The 25825-nt window shown below is 64.9% G+C and carries 25 protein-coding genes and 1 tRNA gene; 10 read left to right on the forward strand and 16 right to left on the reverse strand.

Annotation, left to right across the window (positions count from 1 at the left end; translation table 11 throughout):
• Positions 1-3 precede the first annotated feature (3 nt).
• From glyS to glmM, 4 genes are all read left to right on the forward strand, one after another.
• Entirely contained in the window at positions 4-2154 is a 2151-nt protein-coding gene (glyS, locus tag GQ651_RS02420; RefSeq protein ID WP_160762619.1) for a glycine--tRNA ligase subunit beta, read from the forward strand.
• 106 nt (positions 2155-2260) lie between these two features.
• Positions 2261-4807, forward strand: coding sequence for a putative PEP-binding protein (locus GQ651_RS02425; RefSeq protein ID WP_160762620.1), 2547 nt, complete (start codon positions 2261-2263; stop codon positions 4805-4807).
• 188 nt (positions 4808-4995) lie between these two features.
• A complete protein-coding gene (locus GQ651_RS02430) occupies positions 4996-5676 on the forward strand; it encodes a cell wall hydrolase (RefSeq protein WP_160762621.1) in 681 nt (226 codons plus the stop codon).
• A gap of 112 nt (positions 5677-5788) precedes the next feature.
• The gene (gene glmM / locus GQ651_RS02435) at positions 5789-7132 is read left to right on the forward strand and encodes a phosphoglucosamine mutase (protein WP_160763918.1); all 1344 of its coding nucleotides are present in this window, start codon (positions 5789-5791) and stop codon (positions 7130-7132) included.
• Here the strand turns inward: glmM and GQ651_RS02440 are convergent.
• The 3 genes from GQ651_RS02440 to ilvC all read right to left on the reverse strand — a co-directional run bounded on the left by GQ651_RS02440 (position 7129) and on the right by ilvC (position 10141).
• Positions 7129-8061 carry a DMT family transporter gene (locus tag GQ651_RS02440; protein WP_160762622.1) on the reverse strand — a complete coding sequence of 311 codons (933 nt, stop codon included), beginning with the start codon at positions 8059-8061 and terminating at the stop codon, positions 7129-7131. The two genes, glmM and GQ651_RS02440, sit on opposite strands and share 4 nt — an antisense overlap.
• A 51-nt stretch (positions 8062-8112) precedes the next feature.
• Entirely contained in the window at positions 8113-9036 is a 924-nt protein-coding gene (locus GQ651_RS02445; RefSeq protein WP_160762623.1) for a DMT family transporter, read from the reverse strand.
• Positions 9037-9118: 82 nt separating this feature from the next.
• Entirely contained in the window at positions 9119-10141 is a 1023-nt protein-coding gene (gene ilvC / locus GQ651_RS02450; protein WP_160762624.1) for a ketol-acid reductoisomerase, read from the reverse strand.
• Positions 10142-10277: 136 nt separating this feature from the next.
• Between ilvC and GQ651_RS02455 the strand changes: the two genes are divergently transcribed.
• Genes GQ651_RS02455 through GQ651_RS02465 form a run of 3 tightly spaced genes read left to right on the forward strand, consistent with a single transcriptional unit; the run spans position 10278 to position 12408 of the window.
• Positions 10278-10733 carry an Lrp/AsnC family transcriptional regulator gene (locus GQ651_RS02455; protein WP_160762625.1) on the forward strand — a complete coding sequence of 152 codons (456 nt, stop codon included), beginning with the start codon at positions 10278-10280 and terminating at the stop codon, positions 10731-10733.
• Positions 10730-11212, forward strand: coding sequence for an Lrp/AsnC family transcriptional regulator (locus tag GQ651_RS02460; protein WP_160762626.1), 483 nt, complete (start codon positions 10730-10732; stop codon positions 11210-11212). Before GQ651_RS02455 ends, GQ651_RS02460 begins: the two co-directional genes overlap by 4 nt.
• A gap of 56 nt (positions 11213-11268) precedes the next feature.
• A complete protein-coding gene (locus tag GQ651_RS02465) occupies positions 11269-12408 on the forward strand; it encodes an aminotransferase class V-fold PLP-dependent enzyme (protein ID WP_160762627.1) in 1140 nt (379 codons plus the stop codon).
• Here GQ651_RS02465 and GQ651_RS02470 read toward each other — a convergent pair.
• Both GQ651_RS02470 and GQ651_RS02475 read right to left on the reverse strand, forming a co-directional pair.
• Complete coding sequence (locus GQ651_RS02470; protein WP_160762628.1) at positions 12405-13595, reverse strand: FAD-dependent monooxygenase; 1191 nt, start codon at positions 13593-13595, stop codon at positions 12405-12407. The two genes, GQ651_RS02465 and GQ651_RS02470, sit on opposite strands and share 4 nt — an antisense overlap.
• 54 nt (positions 13596-13649) lie before the next feature.
• Positions 13650-14294, reverse strand: a complete 645-nt coding sequence (locus tag GQ651_RS02475) for a pyrimidine 5'-nucleotidase (protein ID WP_160762629.1) — start codon at positions 14292-14294, stop codon at positions 13650-13652.
• A gap of 99 nt (positions 14295-14393) precedes the next feature.
• Here GQ651_RS02475 and GQ651_RS02480 point away from each other — a divergent pair, with 99 nt between their 5' ends.
• Positions 14394-15065, forward strand: coding sequence for a GntR family transcriptional regulator (locus tag GQ651_RS02480; RefSeq protein ID WP_160762630.1), 672 nt, complete (start codon positions 14394-14396; stop codon positions 15063-15065).
• Positions 15066-15089: 24 nt separating this feature from the next.
• Here the strand turns inward: GQ651_RS02480 and GQ651_RS02485 are convergent, their stop codons facing one another.
• Positions 15090-15296 (reverse strand): GspE/PulE/PilB domain-containing protein, encoded by a 207-nt coding sequence (locus GQ651_RS02485; RefSeq protein WP_160762631.1) that lies wholly within the window; start codon positions 15294-15296, stop codon positions 15090-15092.
• A 61-nt stretch (positions 15297-15357) separates the two neighbouring features.
• Positions 15358-16521, reverse strand: a complete 1164-nt coding sequence (gene carA, locus GQ651_RS02490) for a glutamine-hydrolyzing carbamoyl-phosphate synthase small subunit (RefSeq protein ID WP_160762632.1) — start codon at positions 16519-16521, stop codon at positions 15358-15360.
• 183 nt (positions 16522-16704) lie between these two features.
• On the opposite strand from carA, the gene GQ651_RS02495 reads away from it, so the two are divergent.
• Positions 16705-17172 (forward strand): GatB/YqeY domain-containing protein, encoded by a 468-nt coding sequence (locus tag GQ651_RS02495; protein ID WP_160762633.1) that lies wholly within the window; start codon positions 16705-16707, stop codon positions 17170-17172.
• A gap of 6 nt (positions 17173-17178) precedes the next feature.
• Here GQ651_RS02495 and GQ651_RS02500 read toward each other — a convergent pair whose 3' ends face one another.
• From GQ651_RS02500 to lipB, 5 genes are all read right to left on the reverse strand, one after another.
• The gene (locus tag GQ651_RS02500; RefSeq protein ID WP_160762634.1) at positions 17179-17655 is read right to left on the reverse strand and encodes a DUF2244 domain-containing protein; all 477 of its coding nucleotides are present in this window, start codon (positions 17653-17655) and stop codon (positions 17179-17181) included.
• A 149-nt stretch (positions 17656-17804) separates the two neighbouring features.
• Complete coding sequence (locus GQ651_RS02505; protein ID WP_160762635.1) at positions 17805-18221, reverse strand: hypothetical protein; 417 nt, start codon at positions 18219-18221, stop codon at positions 17805-17807.
• On the reverse strand, positions 18218-19891 hold the full coding sequence (gene ctaD / locus GQ651_RS02510; RefSeq protein WP_160762636.1) for a cytochrome c oxidase subunit I: 1674 nt from the start codon (positions 19889-19891) through the stop codon (positions 18218-18220). The genes GQ651_RS02505 and ctaD overlap by 4 nt, the downstream gene beginning before the upstream one ends.
• A gap of 276 nt (positions 19892-20167) precedes the next feature.
• Positions 20168-20989 (reverse strand): transglutaminase-like domain-containing protein, encoded by an 822-nt coding sequence (locus GQ651_RS02515; protein ID WP_160762637.1) that lies wholly within the window; start codon positions 20987-20989, stop codon positions 20168-20170.
• Positions 20986-21636 (reverse strand): lipoyl(octanoyl) transferase LipB, encoded by a 651-nt coding sequence (gene lipB, locus GQ651_RS02520; protein ID WP_160762638.1) that lies wholly within the window; start codon positions 21634-21636, stop codon positions 20986-20988. Before lipB ends, GQ651_RS02515 begins: the two co-directional genes overlap by 4 nt.
• 157 nt (positions 21637-21793) lie before the next feature.
• Here lipB and GQ651_RS02525 point away from each other — a divergent pair.
• Positions 21794-21880: transfer RNA gene (locus tag GQ651_RS02525), tRNA-Leu, on the forward strand.
• Positions 21881-21912: 32 nt separating this feature from the next.
• Here the strand turns inward: GQ651_RS02525 and GQ651_RS02530 are convergent.
• The 4 genes from GQ651_RS02530 to GQ651_RS02545 form a co-directional block, all read right to left on the reverse strand.
• Positions 21913-23460, reverse strand: a complete 1548-nt coding sequence (locus tag GQ651_RS02530) for a hypothetical protein (protein ID WP_160762639.1) — start codon at positions 23458-23460, stop codon at positions 21913-21915.
• On the reverse strand, positions 23450-24226 hold the full coding sequence (locus tag GQ651_RS02535) for a prepilin peptidase (protein WP_160762640.1): 777 nt from the start codon (positions 24224-24226) through the stop codon (positions 23450-23452). Before GQ651_RS02535 ends, GQ651_RS02530 begins: the two co-directional genes overlap by 11 nt.
• An 89-nt stretch (positions 24227-24315) precedes the next feature.
• The gene (gene rpe, locus GQ651_RS02540) at positions 24316-25017 is read right to left on the reverse strand and encodes a ribulose-phosphate 3-epimerase (protein WP_319637295.1); all 702 of its coding nucleotides are present in this window, start codon (positions 25015-25017) and stop codon (positions 24316-24318) included.
• A 67-nt stretch (positions 25018-25084) separates the two neighbouring features.
• A complete protein-coding gene (locus GQ651_RS02545) occupies positions 25085-25810 on the reverse strand; it encodes a sensor histidine kinase (protein ID WP_160762642.1) in 726 nt (241 codons plus the stop codon).
• Between the last annotated feature and the right edge of the window lie 15 nt (positions 25811-25825).

Consider the following 25825-nt stretch of genomic DNA (forward strand, 5'->3'; position numbering starts at 1 on the left):
ACAATGCCTGATCTTCTGATCGAGCTCTTCTCCGAGGAAATCCCGGCCCGCATGCAGGCGCGTGCGGCGGCGGACCTGAAGCGCCTGATGACCGACGGTCTGGTCGAGGCGGGTCTGACCTATGCCGCCGCCGAGGCCTTTGCCACGCCGCGCCGCCTGACGCTGGCCGTCGAGGGGCTGACCGGCGAAAGCCCGACCCGCCGCGAGGAACGTAAAGGGCCGCGGACGGATGCGCCGGAAAAGGCGCTGGAGGGCTTCTTGCGCTCGACAGGCCTCAAGCGCGAAGACCTGGAAGCGCGCGACGACAAGAAGGGGCAGGTCTGGTTCGCCACCATCGAGACGCCGGGCCGCAAGGCCGACGAGATCGTGGCCGACGTGCTGGAAAGCGCGATCCGCAACTTTCCCTGGCCCAAGTCGATGCGCTGGGGTGCGGGGAGCCTCCGCTGGGTCCGCCCCCTCCATCACATTCTCTGCATTCTGAGCGAGAACGGCGAGGCCCGGATCGTCGAGATGGACGTGGACGGCATCCGCTCGACCGACATGACCACCGGCCACCGCTTCATGCATCCGATGCGGGTGCAGGTGCACGGATTCGAGGATTACGCCGCCAAGCTGAAGCGCGCGCATGTGATCCTGTCGGCGGAAGAGCGGGCCGAAACGATCTGGCACGACGCCACCCAGGCCGCTTTCGCGCAAGGTCTGGAAGTAGTTGAGGACAAAGGACTTCTGGCCGAGGTCGCGGGGCTGGTGGAATGGCCCGTGGTGCTGATGGGCGAGATCGGCGAGACGTTCCTCGACCTGCCGCCAGAGGTGCTTCAGACCTCGATGAAGGAGCACCAGAAGTTCTTCAGCGTCCGCGACAAGACGGGCCGCATCGTCCGTTTCGTGACTGTCGCCAACCGCGAGACCGAGGATAACGGCACCACGATCCTTGCCGGCAACAAGAAGGTGCTGTCGGCGCGCCTGTCGGACGCCAAGTTCTTCTGGGAAAACGATCTGCGCGTGGCGAAGGACGCGGCGATGGCGCCGTGGCTCACGCAACTGGGTAACGTCACCTTCCACGCGAAACTGGGCTCTCAGGCCGAGCGGATCGACCGCATCGCCGCACTCGCCCGCGAGATTGCGCCGGTTGTGGGCGCCGACCCCGATCAGGCCGAGACGGCTGCGCGGATCGCCAAGGCGGATCTGTCCTCCGAAATGGTCTACGAATTCCCCGAGCTTCAGGGCGTCATGGGCGAGTACTACGCCAAGGCGGCGGGTCATCCGGACGAGGTCGCCGCCGTCGCGCGCGAGCATTACCAGCCGCTCGGGCCGTCCGACGACGTGCCCACCGCGCCGCTTTCCGTCGCCGTGGCACTGGCCGACAAGATCGACACGCTGACTGGCTTCTGGGCCATCGACGAGAAACCGACCGGCTCGAAAGACCCCTATGCGCTGCGTCGGGCGGCGTTGGGGGTTATTCGGTTGGTGTTGGAGAATCACCTTAGACTGCCCCTCACACCCGTCCTCGAAGCGGGTGCAACTCCGCATCCTGAGCCGGAGTACCACGGCGACGAAAGGTTCCCCGAGCGGCTTTCAATGGAAGAGGTATTGTCCCAGAAGACCGGATCGGCTTGGGCGATCGGGCGTAGCGTGCTCGCCTTCCTCCACGACCGCCTCAAGGTATTCCTCCGTGACCGGGGCATCCGGCATGACGTGATCGATGCCTCGCTCGCCATGCCCGGGGCCGATGACCTGACGCTTCTGGTCAAGCGGGCCGAGGCGCTGTCGGCCTTCCTGACGACCGAGGACGGCGAGAACCTGCTTTCGGGCTTCAAGCGCGCGCACAACATCCTGCGTCAGGCCGAGGAGAAGGACGGCGTCGAATACTCCTTCGGCCCCGACCCGAAACTGGCCGAGACGAACGAGGAACGCGCGCTGTTTACAGCGCTCGACGCCGCCGAAGAGCGGATCGCGCCCGCGATGGACGCCGAGGATTTCGCTGCCGCCATGTCGGCGCTCGCAGGCCTGCGCGCGCCCATCGACGCCTTCTTCGAGGCGGTGCAGGTGAATTCCGACAATCAGATGATCCGGCGTAACCGCCTGAACCTGCTTCACCGGATCAGCGCGGCCTGCCTTGCGGTGGCCGATCTGACCCGGATCGAAGGCGGCTGAGGGCGGTGACGCAGGGGCAACGCGCCCCGCGCGATGTGTCACATGCACCTGACACTTCTTGATTGGACAGCCTTGCGGCGTATTCTGGCACAAAGGAATCGCCGCAGTGCAGAAACACATTGAAATAGCGGACTTTATCGTCCTCGACCCCGTCGCCCCGGTTGCCGTGGCGACCCATGGGGGGCGTGCGAAGTGTCTGCAGCGGCTGATCCGGCTCGAAATGCCGGTCCCCAAGACCGCCGCGCTGTCCTTCGCGACCGTCCGCGCCATCGCCGCCGGCGAGCGTATCGACACCGACGCGCTCATGGCGCATTTCGGACCCGCGCCGCTGGTGTCGGTGCGGCCGTCCTCCGAGGACCCCGACTGGGGCGGACCCGGCGCCATTCTGAACATCGGCATGAACGAGGCGCGCCACGCCGAATTCGCGAACCTTCTGGGCTACGAGGCGGCGGACCGGCTGTTCGCGCGCTTCATCCAGACCTATGCGGTGCAGGTGGCGCGGCTCGACCCGGACATGTTCGAGGCCAACGGCGATGTGACCGAGGAATCCGTCTCGGCCATGCTCGATGCCTACGAAGAGGAAACCGACGAGCCTTTCCCGCAAGACCCGGCGCGGCAACTGGCAGACGTGCTGCGCGCCATGGCACGGGCGTGGGAGGGGACATCGGCCCGGCTTTTGCGGCAGGCGCGCGGCGCCCCGGCGGATGCCGGTCTTGGCCTTGTGGTGCAGGCGATGGCGCCGGGCTTCGGCCCGGCAGAGTCCGGCTCGGGTGTGATCCAGTTCGCCTCGCCCGAGACCGGGCTGCCCCAGGTCACCGGGCGTTACAAAAGCCAGAGCCAGGGCCGCGAGGCGCTCGACCCCGAGGCGCAGGCCGCCTACCTGACCCGCGATCCGCGCGGCATCTCCCTGGAAGAGCTGTGCCCCGCGGCATTCGCCGACCTGATCCGGTTCGGCGGCATTTGCAGGACGCGGCTCCGCGAGGAAATGCAGATCGAGTTCACTCTGGACGGTGGCAGACTTTCGGTCCTCGACGCCGTACGCATCCCGCGCAGCAGCCGCGCCGCGCTCAGGATCGCGGTCGCGCTGGCAGAGGATGGCGTGATCACCCCCGAAGAGGCGGTTCTGCGGATCGAACCGCGCAGCCTGAACGAGCTTCTGCACCGTCAGATCGACCCTGCAGCACCGCGCACGATGCTGGCCGACGGGATCGCCGCCAGTCCCGGGGCGGCCACCGGCAAGCTGGTCTTCGACTCGGCCACCGCTCAAAGTTATGCCGCGCGGGGCGAACCCTGTATCCTTGTCCGGCGCGAGACCTCGCCCGGCGATATCCGGGGAATGCACGCCTCGGTCGGCGTCCTGACCGAGCGGGGCGGCATGACGAGCCACGCGGCGGTGATCGCGCGGGGTCTTGGTCTGCCTTGCGTTGTTAGCGCGCGGGACATCGTCATCGACCGCAAGGACCGCGCCATTCAGTTCAAGGACGGGCTGAGGCTGGGCGAGGGCGATACCGTCACGCTCGACGGCACCAGCGGGCAGCTTCTGATGGGCGCGCCGCATCTGCTGGAGCCGGCGCTCGACGATGCGTTCCGAACGCTTCTCGGCTGGGCGGACGCCGCGCGCGACATCGGCGTACGCGCCAATGCCGACACGCCCGCCGAAGCCGAGGTCGCCCGCGCATTCGAGGCCGAGGGCATCGGCCTCTGCCGGACCGAACATATGTTCTTCGAGGCCGACCGCCTGACCGTGATGCGCGAGATGATCTTCGCGAACACGGCAGAGGACCGGGCGGCGTCGCTGGAACGGCTGATCCCGATGCAGGTCAAGGACTTTACCGAGCTCTTCCGCATCATGGAAGGCAAGCCGGTCTGCATCCGCCTCTTCGATCCGCCGCTGCACGAGTTCCTGCCGTCGAACCGAGAGGGGATGCGCGAGCTTGCCGACGCGCTGCAATTGCCATTGGCCGCCGTCACCCGCCGGGTCGAGGCGCTCGCCGAGTTCAACCCGATGCTGGGGATGCGCGGGGTCCGACTTGGCGTGACGATGCCGGAAATCTACGAGGCGCAGGCCCGCGCGATCTTTCTCGCCACCATCGCGGCAAGCAGGAAGGGCCGCGAGCCGATCGTCCCCGAGATCATGATCCCGCTCGTCTCGGCGCGGCGCGAGGTCGAGCTGGTCAAAATGCGCGTCGACGCGATTGCCGCCGCCGTCCGGACCGAAATGGGCGCAGAGTTCGACTATCGGCTGGGGGTCATGGTCGAGACGCCCCGCGCCGCTCTTCGGGCGCAGGATATCGCGCAACACGCGGCTTTCCTGTCCTTCGGCACCAACGATCTGACGCAGATGACCTATGGCCTTTCGCGCGATGACGCGGGCCGGTTCATGAACGCCTACGTCCAGCAGGGTGTCTATCCAGAGGATCCGTTTCACCGGCTGGATTTCGAAGGGGTGGGCGAGCTTCTCAGGATCGGGGCGGAAAGGGGCCGCGCGTGTCGGTCGGACATCATCCTGTCGCTCTGCGGCGAACATGGGGGCGACGCGGAATCAATCGCCTTCTGCCGGGCGGCGGGATTCGACTATGTGAGCTGTTCACCCTTCCGGGTTCCCGTGGCGCGACTAGCTGCCGCACATCTGGCGCTCTCCGAAGGCCAGTAGCTTTTTATCCTATATTTCATTGATTTGCCTGTTTCTTGAGCGCCTATGCGCGGAAACTGGCCTATTATATCCACCTATTTCAACACTCTGTCCCTGGGGGCGGGGTGGACCTTTTGGCTCAGATTTGTTTATCCCCGCACCAAATCCCGGCCCAGAAGGGTCATTTTGACATATTTGGAGGGGGCTCCATGACACTGAAACCCGTTATCCGGGCAGCGTCCATCGTTGCCGCCATAGCCTGTGGTACCGCCGCACTGGCCGATGTGACCCTTGGCACGTCTTCGAACCCGGGCATCGCTCTGGACGAGCGCCTCAGCTCGCTCTTCGGTGCCGAGCGCAAGGCGCTGTCGTCGATCAGCCGTGATCGGATGAGCGGTCTCGTTCGCGCGCCCGAGGGCGACGTGACCATGGCCGACCGTATGACCGAGAGATATCTCCGCAGCCTGCCTGTCGCGAAAGGTGGCGACGAATGGGCGTGCCTCTCGGAGGCGCTCTACTTCGAGGCGCGCGGCGAAAGCGTGAAGGGGATCTTCGGCGTGGCCGAGGTGATCCTGAACCGCGTCGACGATCCGCGCTACCCGAGCAGCGTCTGCGGCGTGGTCAACCAGGGTACCGGCGAGCGGTATCGCTGCCAGTTCACCTATACCTGCGACGGGCAGCCCGAGACGATCCGCGAACCTGCCGCCTTCCGCAAGGTCGGCAAGGTGGCGCGCATCATGCTGGACGGCGCACCCCGCACGCTGACGCAGGGCGCCACGCATTACCATACGAAGTCGGTCAACCCGAACTGGGCGGATATCTTCCCGCGGACGACGACCATCGGCTATCACCACTTCTACCGCGAGCCGAGCCGCAGCGCGCAGGGCTGATCGCGCGAGACTTCGCTCAGGGCGGCCTCGGGGCCGCCTTTTTCATTTGAGCATGGCCTGGCTTTTCATGGTAGACCAAGCGCAACCAAGAATGAGCAGGTCGGACGAGAACATGGCACGCAAGCTTTTCGGAACGGACGGTGTTCGGGGTCGCGCGAACTCCTATCCCATGACGGCGGACACCGCGCTGCGCCTCGGGGCGGCGGCAGGGCGCTATTTTCGGCGCGACGGATCGCCCGCGCATCGGGTGGTGATCGGCAAGGACACGCGCCTGTCGGGCTACATGTTCGAGAACGCGCTGACGGCGGGCTTCACATCCACAGGGATGAACGTGCTCTTGCTGGGGCCGGTGCCGACGCCGGCGGTAGGCATGATGGTGCGCTCGATGCGCGCCGATGTAGGCGTGATGATCTCGGCCAGCCACAACCCGCATCAGGATAACGGTATCAAGTTCTTCGGCCCTGACGGCTTCAAGCTGTCGGATGAGGCGGAATCCGAGATCGAAGCGATCCTTGCAGGAGACGTGCAGCCTGCCGCCGCCGAGAACATCGGACGTGCCAAGCGGATCGACGACGCGCTCTTCCGTTATGTCGAGCGGATCAAGTCGAGCTTCCCGTCGGACCTGACGCTCGAAGGTCTCAAGGTCGTGATCGATTGCGCCAATGGTGCTGCTTACAAAGCCGCCCCGAATGTGCTGTGGGAGCTTGGGGCCGAAGTCATCCCCGTCGGCGTCGAGCCCAACGGTCTCAACATCAACAAGGGCTGCGGTTCGACCGACACGGCCCGTGCCGCCGAAGCGGTGGTGGCCCATGGCGCGGATGTGGGCGTTTGCCTCGATGGTGACGCGGACCGCGTGATGATCCTCGACGAGAACGGTCAGGTGGCCGATGGCGACCAGATCATGGCGCTCTTCGCGGGCCGCTGGGCCGAGGAGGGGAGGCTCTCGGGTGGGGCGCTCGTCGCGACGGTCATGTCCAATCTCGGGCTTGAGCGGTTTCTCGGCGGACGGGGTCTCCGTCTCGAGCGTACCGCTGTGGGCGACCGCTACGTGGTCGAGACCATGCGGGCCGGCGGCTACAACCTGGGCGGCGAGCAGTCGGGCCATATCGTTATGACCGACCACGCGACCACCGGCGACGGTCTACTCGCAGGGCTCCATTTCCTGGCCGAGATGACCCGCACCGGTCAGCCCGCCAGCGCGCTCGCCAAGAGCTTCGAGCCGGTGCCGCAGCTTCTGAAGAACGTGCGCTTCGACGCAGGCGCAGACCCGTTGTCGGCGGCGTCGGTGCAATCCGCCATTGCGGATGCCGAGGCGCGGCTTCAAGGCATGGGCCGTCTCCTGATCCGGAAATCCGGGACCGAGCCTCTGGTCCGCGTGATGGCCGAATGCGAGGATGAAGGCGTGCTGGTTCAGGTCGTTGACGGCATCGTGGCCGAGGTCGAGCGCGCGGCCTAAACGGCCTTTCGCCCGAAAATCTGTCGTATCTGACCGCTCTGCGCCACGGCGATGCCCGCCAGGATCAGTGCCAGCGCGACGAAGAGTTGAGGCGGCAGGTCCTCGCCCATCAGCACGACGCCGAAGATCACCGCCCAGAGCGGTACGAGGAACGCGGCGATCGACATGAAGAGCGATCCGGCGGTGCGGATGATATGGACCCTGAGCGCGCCGGCCATGGCGGTCGGGAAGACGCCCAGATAGATCGCGGCGACGAGCGACCTTGTACTGACATCCGACGGCACGCCGTCGGTCAGAAGCGCGATGGGCAGGATCACCACGGCCCCGGCCAGCATCGAAACCGCGGCGAAGACCATCATCGGCACCTTTGGCGCGCGGCGGGTCAGGATGGAGGCAACGGCATAGGAAAAGGCCGCGCCCACGCAGGCCAGCGCGCCGAATGTCCAGCCCGCCCCGTCGCCGCCCGCCGGAAGAGCGCCAGGCCCGACGATCAGCAAAAGGCCGATGAAACCGAGGATCAGGCCGATGATGCGTCGAGGTCCGATGCCTTCCTCGGGCGAAAAGATAAAGACCAGCGGCACAAGCAGAAGCGGCACCGACCCCATAGCCACGCCCGCAACTGCCGAGGGCACGAATTGCTGGCCCCAGGCAAGGAGCGCGAAGGGCAGAGAGTAACCGATAACGCCTGCCAGAACCGCAAAGAGCAGGGCGCGGGCGCTTGGGATGTCCCTGAGGGAAGCACCGAACACCGGAAGAAGCGCCACGAGGACCAGCGCCGCGACGCTGACCCGCGCCGCCGCTGTCGTCAGGGGCGGCAGGCTCTCAAGGCTGATGCCGATGGACAGGAAGGCTGTCCCCCAAACAAGGCTGAGAAGGTTCAGGAGGGCCCAGTTGAGGGCGCCGGGGCGGATCGGGGTCGTGTCACTCATGCGTTTTCTTACGCCGCCCTCTCTTTGGACAGAAGCGGAAACTGTCCGTTATCATACGCGCCGGAACGCGGCCACGATTTGACGGCTCTGGGCGACGGCGATGCCCGACAGGATCAGACCAAGCGCGATGAACGTGCCTATGGAGAGTTGCTCCGACAGGATCGCGATGCCGAAAATCACCGACCACATCGGCACCATGTAGCTGACAAGGCTCAGAAAAAGCGGCCCGGCCGATTGCAGCACGATAAGCTGCAGGAACCCGGCAAGCGCGGTCGGACCAAGCCCGACCCAAAGAAGCGCCATAAGCGAGAGTTGACTGTCGACGCGCGGCGCGCCCTCGGTCAGGACCGCGATGGGCAGCAGGACAACAGTGGAGACAAGCATCGCAACGGTCGCCATTGCGATGGGCGGCATGGGAGGGGCAAGGCGGCCAAGGATATTGCTGATCGCGTAGCAGACGGCGGAGGACGCGCAGGCCACGCGCCCCCATTGGACGAGCGCACTGTCGCCCCCGAAGGCGCCCGGACCCACCAGCGCGAACAGGCCGCAGAAGCCAAGGGCGATCCCGGCGAAGCGGCGCGGGCCGATCCCGGCCTCGGAGGTGAAGAACGCGGCCAGAAGCAGCGTCAGCAGCGGAACGGTTCCCATCGAGACACCGGCGAAGGCCGACGGGACATGCTGCTGGCCCCACGAGAGAAGCGAAAAGGGAAGCGCCGCCGCGAAGATGCCGAAGCCAGCAGCATAGACCCAAGCGCGCACCGAACCGAGCGTGCTCAAGCCCTGTCCGATGAAGCGCCCCGCGATCAGAAGGCAGACGGCCGCGATCAGCGTGCGCCCTGTCGCGACCCACATCGGGCCGATACCGTCAAGCGCCACGCGCACGGACATGAAGGAAGTGCCCCAGATCAGGCTCAGCGTGATTAGCAGCGCCCAGTTCTGCGCGCCCGGCGCGTCTGCTGTCCGAATGTCCGTCATGGGGGTAATGCGGCAGGAAGGCTGCCTGCCGTCAAGCGAAATGCGGCCCCCAGAAGTCCGGGGACCGCATAAGCCGGTTGGCTTAGTTCTTGGCCTTGTCGACCAGCTTGCCCGAGCCGATCCACGGCATCATGCCGCGCAGCTTCTCGCCCACTTCTTCGATCTGGTGTGCGTCGTTGATGCGGCGGGTCGACTTGAAGAAGGGCTGTCCGACTGCGTTTTCCTGCATGAAATCACGCACGAAGACGCCTTTCTGAATGTCGGTCAGGATGTCCTTCATCCGTGCCTTGGTCTCGTCGTAGGGCAGAACGCGGGGGCCCGAGACATACTCGCCATACTCGGCGGTGTTCGAAATCGAGTAGTTCATATTCGCGATGCCGCCCTCATAGATCAGGTCGACGATCAGCTTCACTTCGTGGAGGCACTCGAAATAGGCCATCTCCGGGGCGTAGCCCGCTTCGACCAGCGTCTCGAAGCCGCAGCGGATCAGCTCGACCAGACCGCCACAGAGAACCGCCTGCTCGCCGAAGAGGTCGGTTTCGCACTCTTCCTTGAAGTTGGTCTCGATAATGCCCGAGCGGCCGCCGCCGATGGCGGAGCAGTAGGAGAGGCCGATTTCCAACGCCTTGCCGGAGGCGTCCTGATCGACCGCCACGAGACACGGCACACCGCCGCCCTTGACGTATTCGCCGCGCACGGTGTGGCCGGGGCCCTTGGGCGCCATCATGATGACGTCAACGCCGGGCTTCGGCTCGATCAGGCCGAAATGCACGTTCAGGCCGTGGGCAAAGGCGATCGCCGCGCCGTCCTTGAGGTTGTCGTGGACGTATTTCTTATAGGTCTCTGCCTGAAGCTCGTCGGGCATGGTGAACATCATCAGGTCGCACCATGCGGCGGCCTCGGCGATGCCCATGACTTGCAGGCCTTCGCCTTCGGCTTTCTTGGCCGACGGCGAGCCTTCGCGAAGCGCGACGACAAGGTTCTTGGCGCCGGAGTCCCGCAGGTTGAGGGCGTGGGCATGGCCCTGGCTGCCATAGCCGAGGATGGCGACCTTCTTGTCCTTGATCAGGTTGATGTCGCAATCGCGGTCATAGTAAACGCGCATGTTTTTAGTCCTTCCCTAAGGCGTTTCGATTGCTGCGCAACCTAGCTGTTTCGCCACGTTGAGATTTTCGTTTTGGCGATTATTCCGATTAAGTTCGCACTGTTCATTCGTTTAAATAGGATATATCGATAAATTCATGCTCAAGGACTCTGACAGACGTATCCTGCGACACCTGCTGGCCGACCCGCAGGCATCCGCCGCCGAACTAGCAGAGCGGACGGGCATGACAGCGGCCACGCTGGGTCGGCGGCTCGACCGATTGCGCGATACCGGGGTGCTCAAAGGCCAGCATGCCGAGATCGACTGGCGTGCGCTCGGCTACGAGGTCGAGGTGTCGCTAAGGCTGACGCTGGAGAAGACCGCACCCCGCGCCTTTGACGAGATGATCGCGGCGGCGCGCGACGTGCCTGAGGTGACCGAGATTCAGACCTTTCTGGGCCGCGTCGACCTCCGCCTTGTCGTCATCGCGCGAGACATGGCGCATTATCAGGAGATCTACCGCGACCGCATTCTGACGCTGCCGCACATCGCCGATATCGAGGCGCTGATGACGGTGGCCGCCGTCAAGACCGAGGCGGGGCTGCCCCTGTGATCGCGCTCGACGATACCGACCGCGCGATCCTTCGCCTTCTGCAGGCCGATGCCACGCTCTCGGCGGGCGCGATCGGCCGCGAGGTGGGGCTGTCGCAACCCGCAGCCTGGCGACGTGTGAGCCGCCTGCAGGAGGCGGGCGTCCTTGCCGGGCGGCGGGTGGAGCTGGACCTCGACGCGCTCGGTTTTGGCGTCACCGTATTCCTCGGCGTCAAACTCGCCACCAAGGGGCGCGTCAGCCTTACGGATTTCGAGCGCGCCATCACCGCGATACCCGAGGTGCAGTCGGTGCACCATGTGCTTGGCCTGTATGACTATCGCCTGCGCGTCGTGGCCCGCGACATCAGCGATTTCGAGCGGATTCTCCGGCGCCGGATCATGACGCTGCCGGGTGTGGGCGAGGTCGAGGCGAACGTCCTTTTGAGCGAAGAGCGGCGGCCCGGCCCCCTTGGCACAGGCGCGGCACGGCCGCCCGCATAGGCTTTGCATCCGCGCCTCTGCCGCGCTACGCCTTCTGCAACAGGAAAGGTGACCCCATGACAGCACTCAATCCCGATATCGACCCCGACGGCCTGCTGGAATTCTCGGTGGTCTTCACCGACCGCTCGCTCAACCACATGAGCGCCGCCTTTCAGGAGGTAATGCGCGATATCTCGGGCCTTCTGAAGGAGGTCTACAATGCCGATGCCGTGGCCCTTGTCCCGGGTGGCGGTACCTACGGGATGGAAGCCGTTGCGCGCCAGTTCGCCGAAGGCGAGACCGTGATGGTGATCCGGAACGGCTGGTTTTCCTATCGCTGGACGCAGATTTTCGAGGCCGCCAAGCTGCCCGAGCATGAGCATGTGATGATGGCCCGGCGGACCGGAAACGGCCCGGAAGCGCCCTTCGCGCCCGCTCCCGTGGACGAGGTCGTGGCCAAGATTCGCGAGGTCCGCCCGGCCGCCGTCTTTGCGCCGCATGTGGAAACCTCTGCGGGCATGATCCTGCCCGACGATTATATCGCCAAGGTCGCCGCAGCGGTCCACGAGGTGGGCGGGCTGTTCGTTCTGGACTGTATCGCGTCCGGATGCGCCTGGGTCGACATGAAGGCGCTTGGCGTCGACGTCCTGATCTCGGCGCCGCAAAAGGGTTGGTCGGCCTCGCCGTCTGCGGGCCTTGTGATGATGTCGGAGGCCGCGCGCGATCGCGCGAAGGAACGGCAATCGTCCAGCTTTGCGGTCGATCTGGGCAAATGGCTGTCGATCATGGAAGCCTATGAAAACGGCGGCCATGCCTATCACGCAACCATGCCCACCGATGCGCTTCGCGGGTTCCGCGATACGATGCTGGAGACGAAGGACTACGGCTTCGAGCGTGTGAAGGCCGCGCAGTGGGAGCAGGGCGACCGCGTCCGCGCGGCCTTGGCCGAGCGCGGCTTTACATCTGTCGCTGCTGACGGCTTCGGCGCGCCGGGCGTTGTCGTGTCCTTTACGCAGGACCCCGACCTCAAGACGGGCAAGGCCTTTGCCGCCGAGGGGGTGCAGATCGCCGCCGGCGTGCCTTTGATGGTGGGTGAGGGGGACGACTATTCCAGCTTCCGGATCGGTCTGTTCGGTTTGGACAAGCTGATGGATGTCGACGCGAGCGTCGGCAGGCTGGAAGCTGTTCTGAACAAGGTGACGGGTCGGGCGGCCTAGCGCCCGAGGCCTGCACGCATCACGCCGTGTCTGAGCGGCGCGATGTCGTGCACCGCCTTCAGCCCAAGTGACCTGAGCGCCTGAACGGGCGCGGCGTCCGACTTGCAGACACGATTGAAAAGGTCGATGGCCTGCGCGCGGGCATGGATGTCGTGCGCGCGGCGTTTCTCGAAGGCGGCGAGATAGGCGCGGTCGCCGACACTGTCCGGCGCATCCCGCGCAATATCCAGAAGCGCCGCCACATCATGAAGCGACGTGTTCAGCCCCTGCGCCCCGATGGGCGGCAACACATGGGCGGCCTCGGCCACGATGGCGGTGCGCTCGGCGGTCAGCGCGCGGGCGCGCTGCGTGACCACGGGCCATGCCGCGCGCTTCGAGATCAGCGTCAGGTCACCCAGAATGCCGGTGGAGCGTTGCGTCGCAGCGGCGGCAAAGTCTTCGGGCGAGAGTGCCATGAGCTCGGCTGCAACGGGGCCGTCATTCATCCAGACCACGGCGGACGCGCCGCGCCCTTCGTGATCCGGCAGGGGCACGAGGGTGAAAGCACCGCCGGAGAGGTAGATCTCGGTCGAGACATTCTCATGCGGCAGGTCATGGCCCACCACGAAGGCCAGCGCCTTTTGCCCGTAGCGGGTAAGGTCCGTGTCTATCCCGACCGCCTCGCGGAGGGGCGAGGCGCGACCGTCCGCTGCGACGGCAAGCCGGCAGCGAAGCCGCGCCCCGTCGCTCAGCGTAACGATGGCCTCGCGGTCGCGGGTCAGGATGTCAGAGAAACCTGTGCCGAAGCGCAGATCGACGCCTTCGCGCGCGGCGAGCAGGTCCGCAAGCAGCTTCCGCGTCAGCCAATTGGGAAGGTTCCATCCAAAGGCCGGCTCGCCAAGGTCGGCGGCTTGAAAGGCGCGGACGGTCTTCGCCTCGGGCGGGTCGCCTGCGCTGTCGATCACCTGAAGCGTCTCGAGCGGTGTCGCGCGGGGCAGAAGGCCACCCCAGAGCCCGAGCCGGTCCAGAAGCGCGCAGGCTGGCGCAAGATAGGCGGTCGAGCGCAGGTCCGACCCCTCGGCCTCGGAGGTCTCGGGCGGCGGCGCCGGATCGGCCAGCGTCACGCGGTAGCCCAGATCGGCAAAGCCCGCTGCCGTGACCAGCCCGGCGATCCCGCCGCCGGAGATGAAGATGTCGGTCTGCTGCATGGTGCTCCTCCGCCCCTAAGAGCTAGTGGTCTCGGGGGGCGTCGGAAAGGGGGTTCAGACCACCTGCGACAGGAAGCGCGCCAGATCGTCGGTATGGTGGTGGATGAACGGGTCCCCGGTGGCCTCTGGCGCGACATGAACGGTCCGCAGGCCCATCTCATGCGGTGCGCGGAGGTTCCGCGCGTCATCCTCGAACATGGCTGCCTTGGCGGGGGTCAGCCCGTCCTGCCCGAAAACGGCATTGAACGCCTCGCGTCGGGGTTTCGGGTGATAGCCGGCGTGTTCGACCCCGTAGACCGCATCGAAGAGCCCGTCGAGACCGCGCGCGGCGATGACCCGGCGGGCATAGGGCTCGGACCCGTTGGTGTAGACGATGCGGCGTCCGGGCAGGGCGGCGATGGCATTGACCAAGGCGGCATCCACCGTCAAGTTATCGAGCGAAATCTCGTGCACATCGACCAGAAACGGGTCCGGGTCGACGCCGTGGACTTCCATCAGCCCGGCAAGCGTGGTCCCGTAAGTCGCCCAATAGTGGTGGCGCAGCCTGTCGGCCTCGTCCCGCGCGACGCCAAGCTCGCGTTCGACCCAGTCGGTCATGCGAATATCAATCTGGTCGAAGAGCCGGGCTTCGGGCGGGTAGAGCGTGTTGTCCAGATCGAAGACCCATGTCTCGACATGTGAAAAGAGGTGCTTGGGCATGGGATGCGCATAACGAGGCCGCAAGACGCCCGCAAGCCTCCCGCTTGTCTCAAGGGGGGCGAGGGGCCATAACTCGGTCAGGGACAAGCGGAGACACCCATGGCAGACACGCGGCAAAACGGGCAGAAGGATGCCTATTCGCTGATCCTCAACGCCATCGACATCGGCACCTACCGCCCCGGCGACCGGCTGGTCGAAAGCGAACTGGCCGAGCGTTTCGGCGTCAGCCGCACACCCATCCGCGAGGCCTTGCAACGACTCGAGACGCAAAGCCTTCTGGCGCGGGACGGGCGGTCCTTGATCGTCGCCTCGCTCGATCACAACCAGATGGCCGAGCTTTACGTCGTGCGCTCCGAGCTTGAAGGGCTGGCCGCGCGGCTGGCGGCGCGGCACGCGACGGATGAAGAGGTGCGTCTTCTGAAAGCCATGGTGGAAGAGGACCGAGCGCGCGTCGGCAATCCGGCGGCGCTGTCACGGACGAACCGCCGGTTTCACCGGCAGGTTCACTTGGCCTCGCATAACCGCTACCTCGTGCAGCAGCTGGACCTCGTCTACCGGTCGATGGCGCTGATGGCGACGACGTCGCTTTCGGCAGAGGGGCGGAGCGAGATCGCGTTGGCCGAACATGCCTCGATCGTGGATGCCATCGCCGCTGGCGACGGGGACCGCGCCTATTCCGAGCTTAAGGGGCATATCAGCCGCGCGTTCGAGGCACGCCTCAGACAGGACGCCGACAAGGCGGCTCAGAATGACGGGGCTGCGGTCGACTAGGGGCGGCGCGCCGGGTAATCTCACCTATTTCAGATCGACGAAGGTAACGGGGCCAAGGCATTCTTCAAGCCGGTCGACCGTCTCAAGCCGTGCCCACATGTCGGGGGCGGCGACCAGCGTCAGCGCACCCACACGCCTGAGCGGGACGATCCCGTGCTTTCGGATGAAACCCGCGCCGATGAGGTCCACCAGGCGCGGGTCAGGTCTCTGCTCGTTCAGGTCGTTGCCCATTATCTGCGTCGCGGTCGAAATCTCTGGCGACGATGGATAGAGCAGGATGGTTAAGTCGCGGTTAAGCGGGCGCCTTCGCCCGGTCCATGGCATCCGCGAAACGTTCGAACAGGTAATAACTGTCCATCGGCCCTGGGCTGGCCTCGGGGTGGTACTGCACCGAGAAGACCGGGCGGTCGGTCATGCGAATACCGCAGTTCGACCCGTCGAAGAGCGAGACATGGGTTTCCATGACGCCCGTAGGCAGGGTCTGGCTGTCGACGGTGAAGCCATGGTTCATCGAGGTGATCTCGACCTTGCCGGTCTCGACATCCTTGACCGGATGGTTCGCGCCATGATGGCCGTGGTTCATCTTGACCGTCTGTGCACCAAGCGCGAGGGCCAGCATCTGGTGCCCGAGGCAGATGCCGAAGACGGGCAACTGCGTCTTGTCGAGGATCTCGCGGATCATCGGCACAGCGTAATCGCCTGTGGCCGCCGGGTCGCCGGGGCCGTTCGACAGAAACACGCCGTCAGGATCGTGCGCCATGACCTCTTCCGCCGTGGCGGTCGCGGGCAGCACGGTCACGTCGCAGCCCGCCGAGGCAAGGCAGCGCAGGATGTTCCGCTTCGCGCCATAGTCGATAGCGACGACCTTGTGCCGCGCGGCGGTCTGACGGGTGTAGCCTTCGGGCCAAGCCCACCGCATCTCGTCCCAGTTGTAGGACTGCGCGCAGGTGACGTCCTTGGCCAGGTCCAAACCCACAAGCCCCCGAAAGCCCCGTGCCTTGGCAAGAAGGTCCGAGATATCGAAATTGCCGTCCGGGTCATGGGCAAGCGCCACATGGGGTGCGCCCTGCTGCCGGATGGCGCGGGTCAGCCGGCGAGTGTCGAGATCGCCCATGCCGATCCGGCCCCGGCGCTTGAGCCATTCGTCCAGAGGACCGGCGGCGCGCCAGTTCGACGGTTCGGTCGGGTCCCATTTCACCACCAGCCCTTCGGCCACCGGATCGCCGGTTTCGTCGTCTTCGGGGTTTACGCCGACATTGCCGACATGAGGAAAGGTGAAGGTCACGACCTGACCGGCATAGGAGGGGTCGGTCATGATCTCCTGATAACCGGTCATGGCGGTGTTGAAGCAGAGTTCGGCGACCGTCACGCCGGTCGCCCCGAAGCCCTTGCCGTAGAAGATCGTGCCATCGGCAAGAACGAGGCAGGCAGTGGGTCTGGATGTTGTGTCCGTCATGTGCCTTGCTCCTCGCGCTCTGGGTAAACGGTCAGGGGTTTACGCCCAAGAGCGGGGCGGGTCAAGGGATCGGACGATTTGTGTTTTCAATTCAAAACAAAGACTTACGCTGCGTGAGACGAGTTGCCGAGCCTTTGCCAATTCGCTATGGTCCGGGCTCTGGTCGTTAGGGATGAGACGGACATGGAATTGCGGGACCGAATTGGCGAGGCGCTGAAGAGTGCCATGCGCGACAAGGATGCCAAGCGCCTGTCGACGCTGCGGCTGATCAATGCCGCCATCAAGGACAGGGATATCGCCAAACGCGCCGAGGGCGGCGATGGCGGAGAGGCTGGCGTCTCGGACGGGGAAATCCTGCAAATCCTTGGAAAGATGGTGAAACAGCGCCAGGAGAGCGCGCGTGCCTATGAAGAGGGCGGGCGCCTTGAGCTGGCCGAGGCCGAGCGGAACGAAATCTCGGTGATCGAGGAATTCCTGCCGCGCCAGCTTTCGGAAGAAGAAACCGACAAGGCAGTCGCCGCGGCGATCGACGAGGCCGGGGCGACCTCGATCCGGGACATGGGCAAAGTGATGGGCGTTCTGAAAGGGCGCTACACCGGCCAGATGGATTTCGGCAAGGTCGGCCCGATGGTGAAGGCGCAGCTGAGCTGACGTGCCTTATCGGCGGGCGAAGGCCACCGACAGTTCCTCGTAGAGATCGGCGCGTTCCCCGGGCGTCAGAAAGGCGCCGAGTTCCACTTCGCGCCCGTTGCCCCTCAGGGTCAGGTAGTTTTCGACAGGACCGTCCTGACGAAGATGCACGCTGACCCAGTAGGGGTTCGCTTCCCATGTCAGGGCAGGGCCCGCAGCGGGCCGGTGGGCAAGGTGCACCGTCTCTCCCTGAAGCGTGAGCGCCTCGGTGGTCGAGCGGTGGCGCTGGTTCGCCGCGATGGCGCGCCAAACGGCCCATAGCGCCGCCAGGAAGAACACCATCAGAACCCAGACCACGGGCGAGCCCAGAACCGCGATGAGCGGCATGGCGAGCATCGCCGCCGTCAGGCCGATAAACCACGTGAAGCCTTGCGGCGTCAGCGACTGGTGGGGCCAGAGCGTCAGGCGGGTCTCGGTAGAGGATTCGGACCAGTGGTAGGGCATGACAGTGATGATATGTCCCGTGCCCGCGATCTCAAGACCCAATCCAGCGGAGCGCGCTTGCGCGCGCACTGGATTTTTCAGGGGGCTCTGCCCCCAATCCCTTGCGGGACTTCCCCCGGGATATTTCGGGGCCGATAATGGGGCGGGCGTCAGCCTCGCCGGGAGAGGGCATGGATGACTGTCCAGACGAACACGACAGCGGTTGCTGCGAGTGCGAGCAGGATGAGAGCGCCCCCGAGGCCCGCCAGTTGCAGAATGACCGTCACTGAGGGCCAGAGAACGCCGGTGACGAGCATGAGTGTCGGGAGGGCCGAAAGAAGGAAGCCGCCGGCCAGTAATGCGAGAACGAGAGTGAGGCCGCGTTTGGGCATGTGTTGCGCGAAGCGGAGGATAACCCACCATGCCGCCAGGATGAGGCAGAGGATCAGCAGATAGCCTGTCAGCAGCTCTATCGGTCGCGTGACGACGTAATATGTGTCGTGGAACGGCGAGGGGTCGTCACACCCCGAAAGAAAAAGGGCCCCGGCGAGTGCGGGGCCCTTTCCTGTTTGTTCGGTCCGGATCAATGCGCGTGTCCGCGATCCCAGTCCTCACGCTTCGGGAGCGTTTCAAAAGTGTGCTCCGGCGGCGGGGTTGGCAGGGTCCACTCCAGCGTGTCGGCATGCTCGTTCCAGAGGTTCTTCTCGGTGACCTTCTTGCCGTACAGGAGGGTGTAGGCCACGATCCCGATGAAGAGCAGGAACGACGCGAAGGACAGGAAGGCGCCCCAGGTCGAAACCTCGTTCCAGAGCGCGTAGGCTTCCGGATAGTCGATGTAGCGGCGCGGCATGCCCTGACGGCCCAGGAAGTGCTGGGGGAAGAAGGTCAGGTTCGAGCCGATGAACATCATCCAGAAGTGCACCTTGCCCCAGAATTCCGGGTACTGGCGGCCCGACATCTTGCCCATCCAGAAGTAGACGCCTGCGAAGATGCAGAAGACGGCGCCTAGGCTCATGACGTAGTGGAAGTGCGCGACCACGTAATAGGTGTCGTGATAGGCGCGGTCCACGGCGGCCTGGCTGAGCACAATGCCCGTCACGCCGCCCACGGTGAAGAGGAAGAGGAAGCCGAAGGCCCAGAGCATCGGCGTCTTGAATTCGACCGAGCCGCCCCACATCGTGGCGATCCACGAGAAGATTTTCACGCCTGTGGGAACCGCGATGACCATGGTGGCCAGCATGAAGTAGGTCTGCTGGGTAAGGCTCATGCCAACGGTGTACATGTGGTGTGCCCACACGACGAAGCCGAGCGCGCCGATCGCGATCATCGCCCAGACCATCGGCAGGTAACCGAAGATGGGCTTGCGCGAGAACGTCGCGATCACGTGGCTGATCAGACCGAAGCCCGGCAGGATGATGATGTAGACCTCGGGGTGACCGAAGAACCAGAGGATGTGCTGGTAGAGGATCGGGTCACCGCCGCCAGCCGGATCGAAAAAGGTCGTGCCGAAGTTCCGGTCGGTCAGGAGCATGGTGATCGCGCCAGCCAGAACCGGCAGCGCCAGAAGGATCAGCCATGCGGTCACGAAGATCGACCACGCGAAGAGCGGCACCTTGAAGAGCGTCATGCCCGGTGCGCGCATGTTCAGGAAGGTGGTGATCATGTTGATCGCGCCAAGGATCGACGACGCGCCCGAGAGGTGCACCGCGAAGATGGCGAGGTCCATGGACCAGCCCTGTTCCGTCGTCGACAGGGGCGGATAGAGCACCCAGCCCACGCCCGAACCCAGCTGACCGTTGCCACCGGGGCTGATGACGCTGGCGACGGCCAGCGAAGTACCGGCGACATAGAGCCAGTAGCTGAGGTTGTTCATCCGCGGGAAGGCCATGTCCGGCGCACCGATATGGAGCGGCATGAAGTAGTTGCCGAAACCGCCGAAAAGCGCCGGGATCACCACGAAGAACATCATCAGGATGCCGTGACCCGTGATCAGGACGTTCCAGAGATGACCGTTCGGCGTACAGGCGGCGGCACTGTCCGCGATGAAGCGTGCGCCTTCCATACACATGTACTGAACGCCCGGGTCCTTGAGCTCCAGCCGCATGTAAACGGTGAAGGCGACGGCGATGAAACCGACGATCCCGGAAGTGAACAGGTAAAGAATACCGATGTCTTTGTGGTTGGTGGACATGAACCAGCGGGTGAAGAACCCGCGTTCGTCATGCCCCTCATGCCCGTGTGCTGCTGCGTCGGCCATGGAGCCTCCTGAGTCCCTAGTCTTTGGGGCCGGGGAATACCGGCCCAATTTCTTTCACCCGGTTCTAAAGGGGTGGCCCCGCATGGGCAATGCCGGAAGTGGGCTTTGGGGCAGGTAAAATTGTCTCACTCGGACCGGTCGACCCCGTTTCGGAGAATCGTACCGAACGGCGCGCAAAAAGACATGCGAAAGGCGCCATAAGTGTCTGAAATCAGGGCCTTGCGATCCCTCCATCATTGAATTTTCGCAAGAGACGATTCGGTCCTGGGCAGCGGGTCAGCTTACAGTGACGCGCTGTTTGACCAGCTCGGTTCGGCCAAAAACCGTCAGAAACGAGACCTCGGCCGCGTCCAGTCCGACGCCGATGATCGCGATGCTTTCGGGCGAGGCCATGCCGGTCGGATCGACCAGATGCCAGCCGCCGTCCAGCCAGACCTGGGCGACCGCATGGAAATCCGGCGGCTCCACGCCGGGATCGTAGCAGGCCACGAATCGCGCCGGGATGCCCCGGGCACGGGCCATCGAGATCAGCACATGAGCGAAGTCGCGGCAGATGCCCTCGCGGCGCATGAAGGTATCTGCGGCGGTGGTGTCGGGCGTGCTGGCGCCCGGGCTGTAAGTGATGTTTTCGGATATCCAGTCGCTTGCTGCCGCGATGAAGGCGCCGCCCGACTTCTGGCCGAAGAGGGTGTCGTCTGTGGCGGCAAAGTCGCTCGGGACCGAATAGCGCGACGGCATGAGGTAACGGATCGTGTCGCCGGGCAGGTCGGTCAGTGGGGTGCCTGCAAGTCGGCGGAGGCGCGGGGAGGGCCGGGTGATCTCGACCTGGGCCTTGTAGCGGCATGTCAGGCGGTCGGACACGATGAACCGGCTGCGTCTGCCGATGCCGGCCTCTCCGGTGCCGTGGGCTTCCGCCTCTGCGCCCGAAAGGCTCAGCGACTGGGACAGGATCGTCTGGCCTTCGCCTTCCGCCGCCTCGATCTGCAGGATCATGTCGGTCGGCAGATCGACGTCGTAGACCATGTGCACGTCGATCTCGACCACCCGGCCACCGCTGGCACCCTTAGGACGCTCGCCCCCGGCGTCAGACCGGCTCATGCGTCGAACGCCAGCGGAAAAGTTCTCTTCAAGGCCACGTCCACGTCCTCCATTGTCACCGGCAACCCGAGGTCAACGAGGCTGGTCACTCCGTGTTCCCTGATACCGCAGGGGACGATGCCGTCGAAATGCCCGAGATCGGGTTCGACATTGATCGACAGCCCGTGGAAACTGACCCATTTCTTCAGCCTGATCCCGATGGCGGCGATCTTGTCCTCGCGCGGGCTGCCGTCGGGGTTGGCCGGTTTGTCGGGGCGCACGACCCAGACGCCGACGCGCCCCTGACGGCGCTCGCCGGTCACGTTGAACTCGGCCAGCGTCAGGATCACCCATTCCTCCATCGAGGCGACAAAGCGGCGAATGTCGCGCCCGCGTGCGTCGACATCCAGCATGGCGTAGGCCACACGCTGCCCCGGTCCGTGATAGGTGTATTGCCCGCCGCGCCGCGCCTCGTAGACGGGAAAGCGGTCCGGGTCGGTCAGATCGGCGGGACTGGCCGAGGTGCCGGCAGTATAGAGCGGCGGATGCTCGACCAGCCAGATCGCCTCGTTCGCAGTGCCGGCGCGAATGGCTTCGGCCCGCGCCTCCATCTCGCGGAGAGCGAATTCATAGTCCGTCAGCCCTTCGGATGTCCGCCAGTCGACCATGTTCAGTCCCGGGGTTCAGCCACTCAGAGGCCGTGCCATGGTTCGCCATTGACGGTCAAGGAGATGCGCCGATGACGATTTCGGAAATTCCCGACAAATCCCCCTTCACATCCGCCAAAGACGCCGCTAAGAGACGCCGCACCAAGTCACAGACAGTGCGGTCGTGGCGGAATTGGTAGACGCGCAGCGTTGAGGTCGCTGTGGGGTAACTCCCGTGGAAGTTCGAGTCTTCTCGACCGCACCATTTTTTCCGACATAGAGATCAGGCGTGGCCCGTCAGGGCCGCCTAAAGCTGTAAAGCGTCGCTGCCTCGGTTCTGTAGACCTCTTCCAGCAACAAACCCTCGGTGTCGATGCGGCGAAGAAGGGCGCGCTGGTAGCTCGGCTTGAAGGCGCAGGTAGGCACCGCGATATGGGTGGCGTGCTCGAGGCCCTTCAACGACGCATAGTTCCAGGGTGCTGCGCCGGGCAGGGGTGGCTGACCGTTCACCATCCAATAGGGCGATTGCGCGTCTGCGACGAAGACCGGGCCGGGAACATGGGCCAGCGTTTCCGCGACGTCCGTCAGGTGACCGATATAGCCGCCGGTCACGAGGCAACTCTCGGACTGGATCGGGACGGGTGCGCCGTCCGAGCTGGGTGATCTGACAATCGGGCCGATGTGAAAGGCAGGGACGCGCAACCCGTCGAGACGTGCCACCCCGGGAAGCATCGGGACGAACGCGTCGCTCTTGGCGGTGTCCACGGTCCTGATGGTGCCAAGAACCATCGGCGTCAGTTGCAAGAGCGCGAAGCCCCCGAAAACGATCGCCGCTGCGCCCCAGCTCAGGCTTTCGACCTTAGAGCGGGCGATTTTGACCAGCACCAGTGACAAAGTCACCGCCCCGATCGTCCAAAGCGGAGCAGCGCCGAAATTCTGAAGCTGGATGAAGAGCGCCGCGCCAGCCGCCAGAAGCGCCAACGTGCCGGTGGCAGGGCCCCGGAAACGGAATGCCAGAAGAACAGCCGCCGCGGCAGCCCAGACCTCGGGCGCGGACAGAATGTCGGCTGCAGATACGCCGGGCGTCAGGCGGATCGGGTTCGTCGCGACCCAGATCAGGTCGTCCAGATAGGCGGGCCAGAACTCTGTACCCGCAAGGAGGGCGACAATCGCCATGCCAGCCGCAAAGCTGACCGCTGCGGCGGTGAAGCGCACCCAGTCGCGCCTTGAGAGCAGGACAATTGCGGCGAGCGGGCTAACGGCGACGAAGAAGGTGATCTTGGTCAGAAGGAGCGCAAGGGCGAGGGTGCCGAAGCAGAGGCCATCCGCCCAGGGGCGGTTCGGCCTCGTCGGCGGGACGGCAACGCTGACCGCAAGGACAAGCGCCGCGATCCAACCCCATCGGTTGTAATAAAGCGCCATGGTGACGCCGGGATCCGCGCTCGATGTGAGCGATGTGCCAAGGACCGCCACCGAGCAGAGGAGGGTGAGCGTCGCAAACGGACCCAGCCGTGACAATGCCAGCCACGCACCCGCGCCCATGACAAAGGCGGTGAAGACGCCCTGCATCAGGATGAAATCGTCGGGCAGCGGGCCACCGCCGCGTCCAACGGCCCAGAAGGGCAGTGCCCCGATTGGGGTTGTGAAATCGACATGTGGCGTCTCGCCCACCGAGACGCGCGACAGGATGTCTAGGATGAAGAGAGTGTCGACACCGAATGACTCGAGGCACACGCAGCCCGCGCGGCTTTGAGTGGAGACGAGAACGGCGAGCAGCACAAAGGCCAGCGCCGCGGCGACAAGCGATGCGGTCGCTGATTGGCGCGGCACCGACCTATCCGCCAAGAAGTGAGCTCCCGTGCAGCCAGAGCACCCAGACGCCGCCCGCTGTCCCAATGGCAACCGAAGTCGCAAGCGGCACGGCGCGTTTCGCGACTGTGCGGGAATACAACCGGTGGAGCGCGGCAAATACCAGCCCGAGCAGCGCCGCCGCGAAGATCAGCGCCGGACCCAGAAGTGCCCCGCCCGCGGGCAGGATAAGCGTGGCGGGCCAATGCGCAGGCGCCAATACCCGCGCGATCAGGAGAAGCCCGGCGCCCACGCCTGCGCCCACCAGAGCCATGGATGCGACGGGCGCGCCGAAGCTGGCCCAGAGAATAATGCCGAGGACGAGAACAGCTGTGATCCGGCTTGCCGTTTGCGTCGCCGGCACTGCGAGAAGGGCGATGGCCTGCAGGCACCAGGCGACGATCATCGCCGGAAGCCATGCGGACTGAGGCAGAACCAGCAAGGCCCAGACGGCCAAAAGCAGGGCTGTGATCTCGGCGGTCAAGAGCGTCGGACTGATCGGCATCGCGCAGCACCGGCTTTTGCCGCCCTGCCAGAGCCAGGAGAGGACTGGCACGAGGTCAATCGCACCAAGCGTCTTGCCGCAATTGTCGCAATAGGACCGGCCATCGGACACGCGCTGGCCGATCGCCGCACGGTCGGCCCAGCATTTCAGAAAGCTGCCCGTCATGGGCGACAGGACCGCCAGCGTGATGGCGGCGGCGATGGCGAAATTCTCCAGAGGCACCGTTTGCTGCTCGATGTCGCGGTTTGAACTGCGCACCAGTTGTCCGTTGGCTGCCCGTTGGGTCAAGCGGCGCGGCGCTCAAGCGGTCCGGACGTTGCCCAAAAGCAAGAGCGCCTTCGCCGGCCTCAGGCCATTTCACCGCGCGCGGACTCGGCGGCGGCCCGGATGGCTACGATGTTCGCACCATAGGCGTCCGGTGCCTCGACCGAGCCGCCCCGGAACACCGCCGAGCCCGCGACCAGAACGTCCGCGCCCGCCCGTGCCACGTCCGGCGCGGTCTTGGTGTCGACGCCGCCATCCACCTCGATATGGATCGGCCGGTCGCCGATCATCGCTTTCACGTCGCGGATGGTCTGAAGCTGCGAGGCGATGAAGCTCTGTCCGCCGAAGCCGGGGTTCACGGTCATCACGCAGATCAGGTCCACCATGTCGAGAAGCGGTTGAGCCGCACTGGCCGGTGTGCCGGGGTTGAGCGCGACACCGGCCTTCACGCCGGCCGCCCGGATCGCCTGAAGCGTGCGGTGGATGTGTGGGCCGGCCTCGACATGGGCCGTCAGCACGTCGGCGCCCGCATCGGCGAAGGCCTGAATGTAGGGATCGACGGGCGCGATCATGAGGTGGACGTCCATTGTGCCCCTGATATGCGGACGAAGCGCTTTGCACATGGCGGGGCCGAAGGTCAGGTTGGGGACGAAATGCCCGTCCATCACGTCGACATGGATCCAGTCGGCGCCCGCGTCCTCTGCGGCACGACATTCTGCGCCGAAATTCGCGAAATCGGCGGCAAGAATGGATGGAGCGATACGGATCGGATGTGAATTGGTCACGACGGCGTCCCCCTTGGCGGTCTGCAGGGCGGGTTTACCCCCCCGAGGCGGGGACTGCCATAGGATTTCAGACCATGTCGACGCCGGAATAATCCAGAACCGGCAGGCGGAGACGGAAAGTGACCCCGCCCCGGCGCAGGCGGTCTTCGACATGCACCGAGCCGCCGTAATTCTCGACGATCTTCCGCAGGATGGCGAGGCCCATGCCGCCGCCGTCATCCTCGTCTCGTGATACCAGTTTCACCATGGGTCGGAAGACCCGCTCTTTGTCGGCATCTGGAATTCCGGGGCCGTCATCCGAGACCAGAAGCTCCCAGACATCGCCGCTTTTGCAGGAGGTGATCTCGATCTTCGGTGTCTCTCCGGCATGTCTTAGCGCGTTCGACAGGAGGATCTGGAAGATGCGGGCGACGTCGCTGGACCCGATTCTCAGGGCGACGGGGTTGAACTGTGCAAAGAACCGGGGCGCGTCGCCGGGCGACAATTCGGCCAGAACCGAGTTGAAGATGGTTTGCGGATTGGCCTTGACCATGTCCTGAAGCCGTCCGACCCGCGAATAGGCCAGAAGTCCGTCCAGCATGTTGTCCAGACGAATGGCGTGGCTTTGCATGAGGTTCAGAGTATCCTTCGGTTCGCCCTCGAGCCGGATGCCCTGTTCGGACAGATCCTCGCTCAACCAGACCGGAAGCTCGCGCAGCGCGCGTACCGACGCCCTCAGATCGTGCGAGATTCGGTAGACGATGTCGTCGATTTCGTCGCCGTCCGGCGTGACGCGGATGTCGAGTGCGTGCATGGCGGGTCTCCTGTC

Source organism: Kangsaoukella pontilimi, assembly GCF_009830125.1.
Classification (GTDB): Bacteria; Pseudomonadota; Alphaproteobacteria; order Rhodobacterales; family Rhodobacteraceae; genus Kangsaoukella; species Kangsaoukella pontilimi.

Bases quoted from the DNA above. Each gene is read 5' to 3' on its own strand.
- glyS (WP_160762619.1), top strand. From the start codon at position 4: ATGCCTGATCTTCTGATCGAGCTCTTCTCCGAGGAAATCCCGGCCCGC.
- GQ651_RS02430 (WP_160762621.1), top strand. From the start codon at position 4,996: ATGACACTGAAACCCGTTATCCGGGCAGCGTCCATCGTTGCCGCCATA.
- glmM (WP_160763918.1), top strand. From the start codon at position 5,789: ATGGCACGCAAGCTTTTCGGAACGGACGGTGTTCGGGGTCGCGCGAAC.
- GQ651_RS02440 (WP_160762622.1), bottom strand. From the start codon at position 8,061: ATGAGTGACACGACCCCGATCCGCCCCGGCGCCCTCAACTGGGCCCTC.
- GQ651_RS02445 (WP_160762623.1), bottom strand. From the start codon at position 9,036: ATGACGGACATTCGGACAGCAGACGCGCCGGGCGCGCAGAACTGGGCG.
- ilvC (WP_160762624.1), bottom strand. From the start codon at position 10,141: ATGCGCGTTTACTATGACCGCGATTGCGACATCAACCTGATCAAGGAC.
- GQ651_RS02455 (WP_160762625.1), top strand. From the start codon at position 10,278: ATGCTCAAGGACTCTGACAGACGTATCCTGCGACACCTGCTGGCCGAC.
- GQ651_RS02465 (WP_160762627.1), top strand. From the start codon at position 11,269: ATGACAGCACTCAATCCCGATATCGACCCCGACGGCCTGCTGGAATTC.
- GQ651_RS02470 (WP_160762628.1), bottom strand. From the start codon at position 13,595: ATGCAGCAGACCGACATCTTCATCTCCGGCGGCGGGATCGCCGGGCTG.
- GQ651_RS02475 (WP_160762629.1), bottom strand. From the start codon at position 14,294: ATGCCCAAGCACCTCTTTTCACATGTCGAGACATGGGTCTTCGATCTG.
- GQ651_RS02480 (WP_160762630.1), top strand. From the start codon at position 14,394: ATGGCAGACACGCGGCAAAACGGGCAGAAGGATGCCTATTCGCTGATC.
- GQ651_RS02485 (WP_160762631.1), bottom strand. From the start codon at position 15,296: ATGGGCAACGACCTGAACGAGCAGAGACCTGACCCGCGCCTGGTGGAC.
- carA (WP_160762632.1), bottom strand. From the start codon at position 16,521: ATGACGGACACAACATCCAGACCCACTGCCTGCCTCGTTCTTGCCGAT.
- GQ651_RS02495 (WP_160762633.1), top strand. From the start codon at position 16,705: ATGGAATTGCGGGACCGAATTGGCGAGGCGCTGAAGAGTGCCATGCGC.
- GQ651_RS02500 (WP_160762634.1), bottom strand. From the start codon at position 17,655: ATGCCCTACCACTGGTCCGAATCCTCTACCGAGACCCGCCTGACGCTC.
- ctaD (WP_160762636.1), bottom strand. From the start codon at position 19,891: ATGGCCGACGCAGCAGCACACGGGCATGAGGGGCATGACGAACGCGGG.
- GQ651_RS02515 (WP_160762637.1), bottom strand. From the start codon at position 20,989: ATGAGCCGGTCTGACGCCGGGGGCGAGCGTCCTAAGGGTGCCAGCGGT.
- lipB (WP_160762638.1), bottom strand. From the start codon at position 21,636: ATGGTCGACTGGCGGACATCCGAAGGGCTGACGGACTATGAATTCGCT.
- GQ651_RS02545 (WP_160762642.1), bottom strand. From the start codon at position 25,810: ATGCACGCACTCGACATCCGCGTCACGCCGGACGGCGACGAAATCGAC.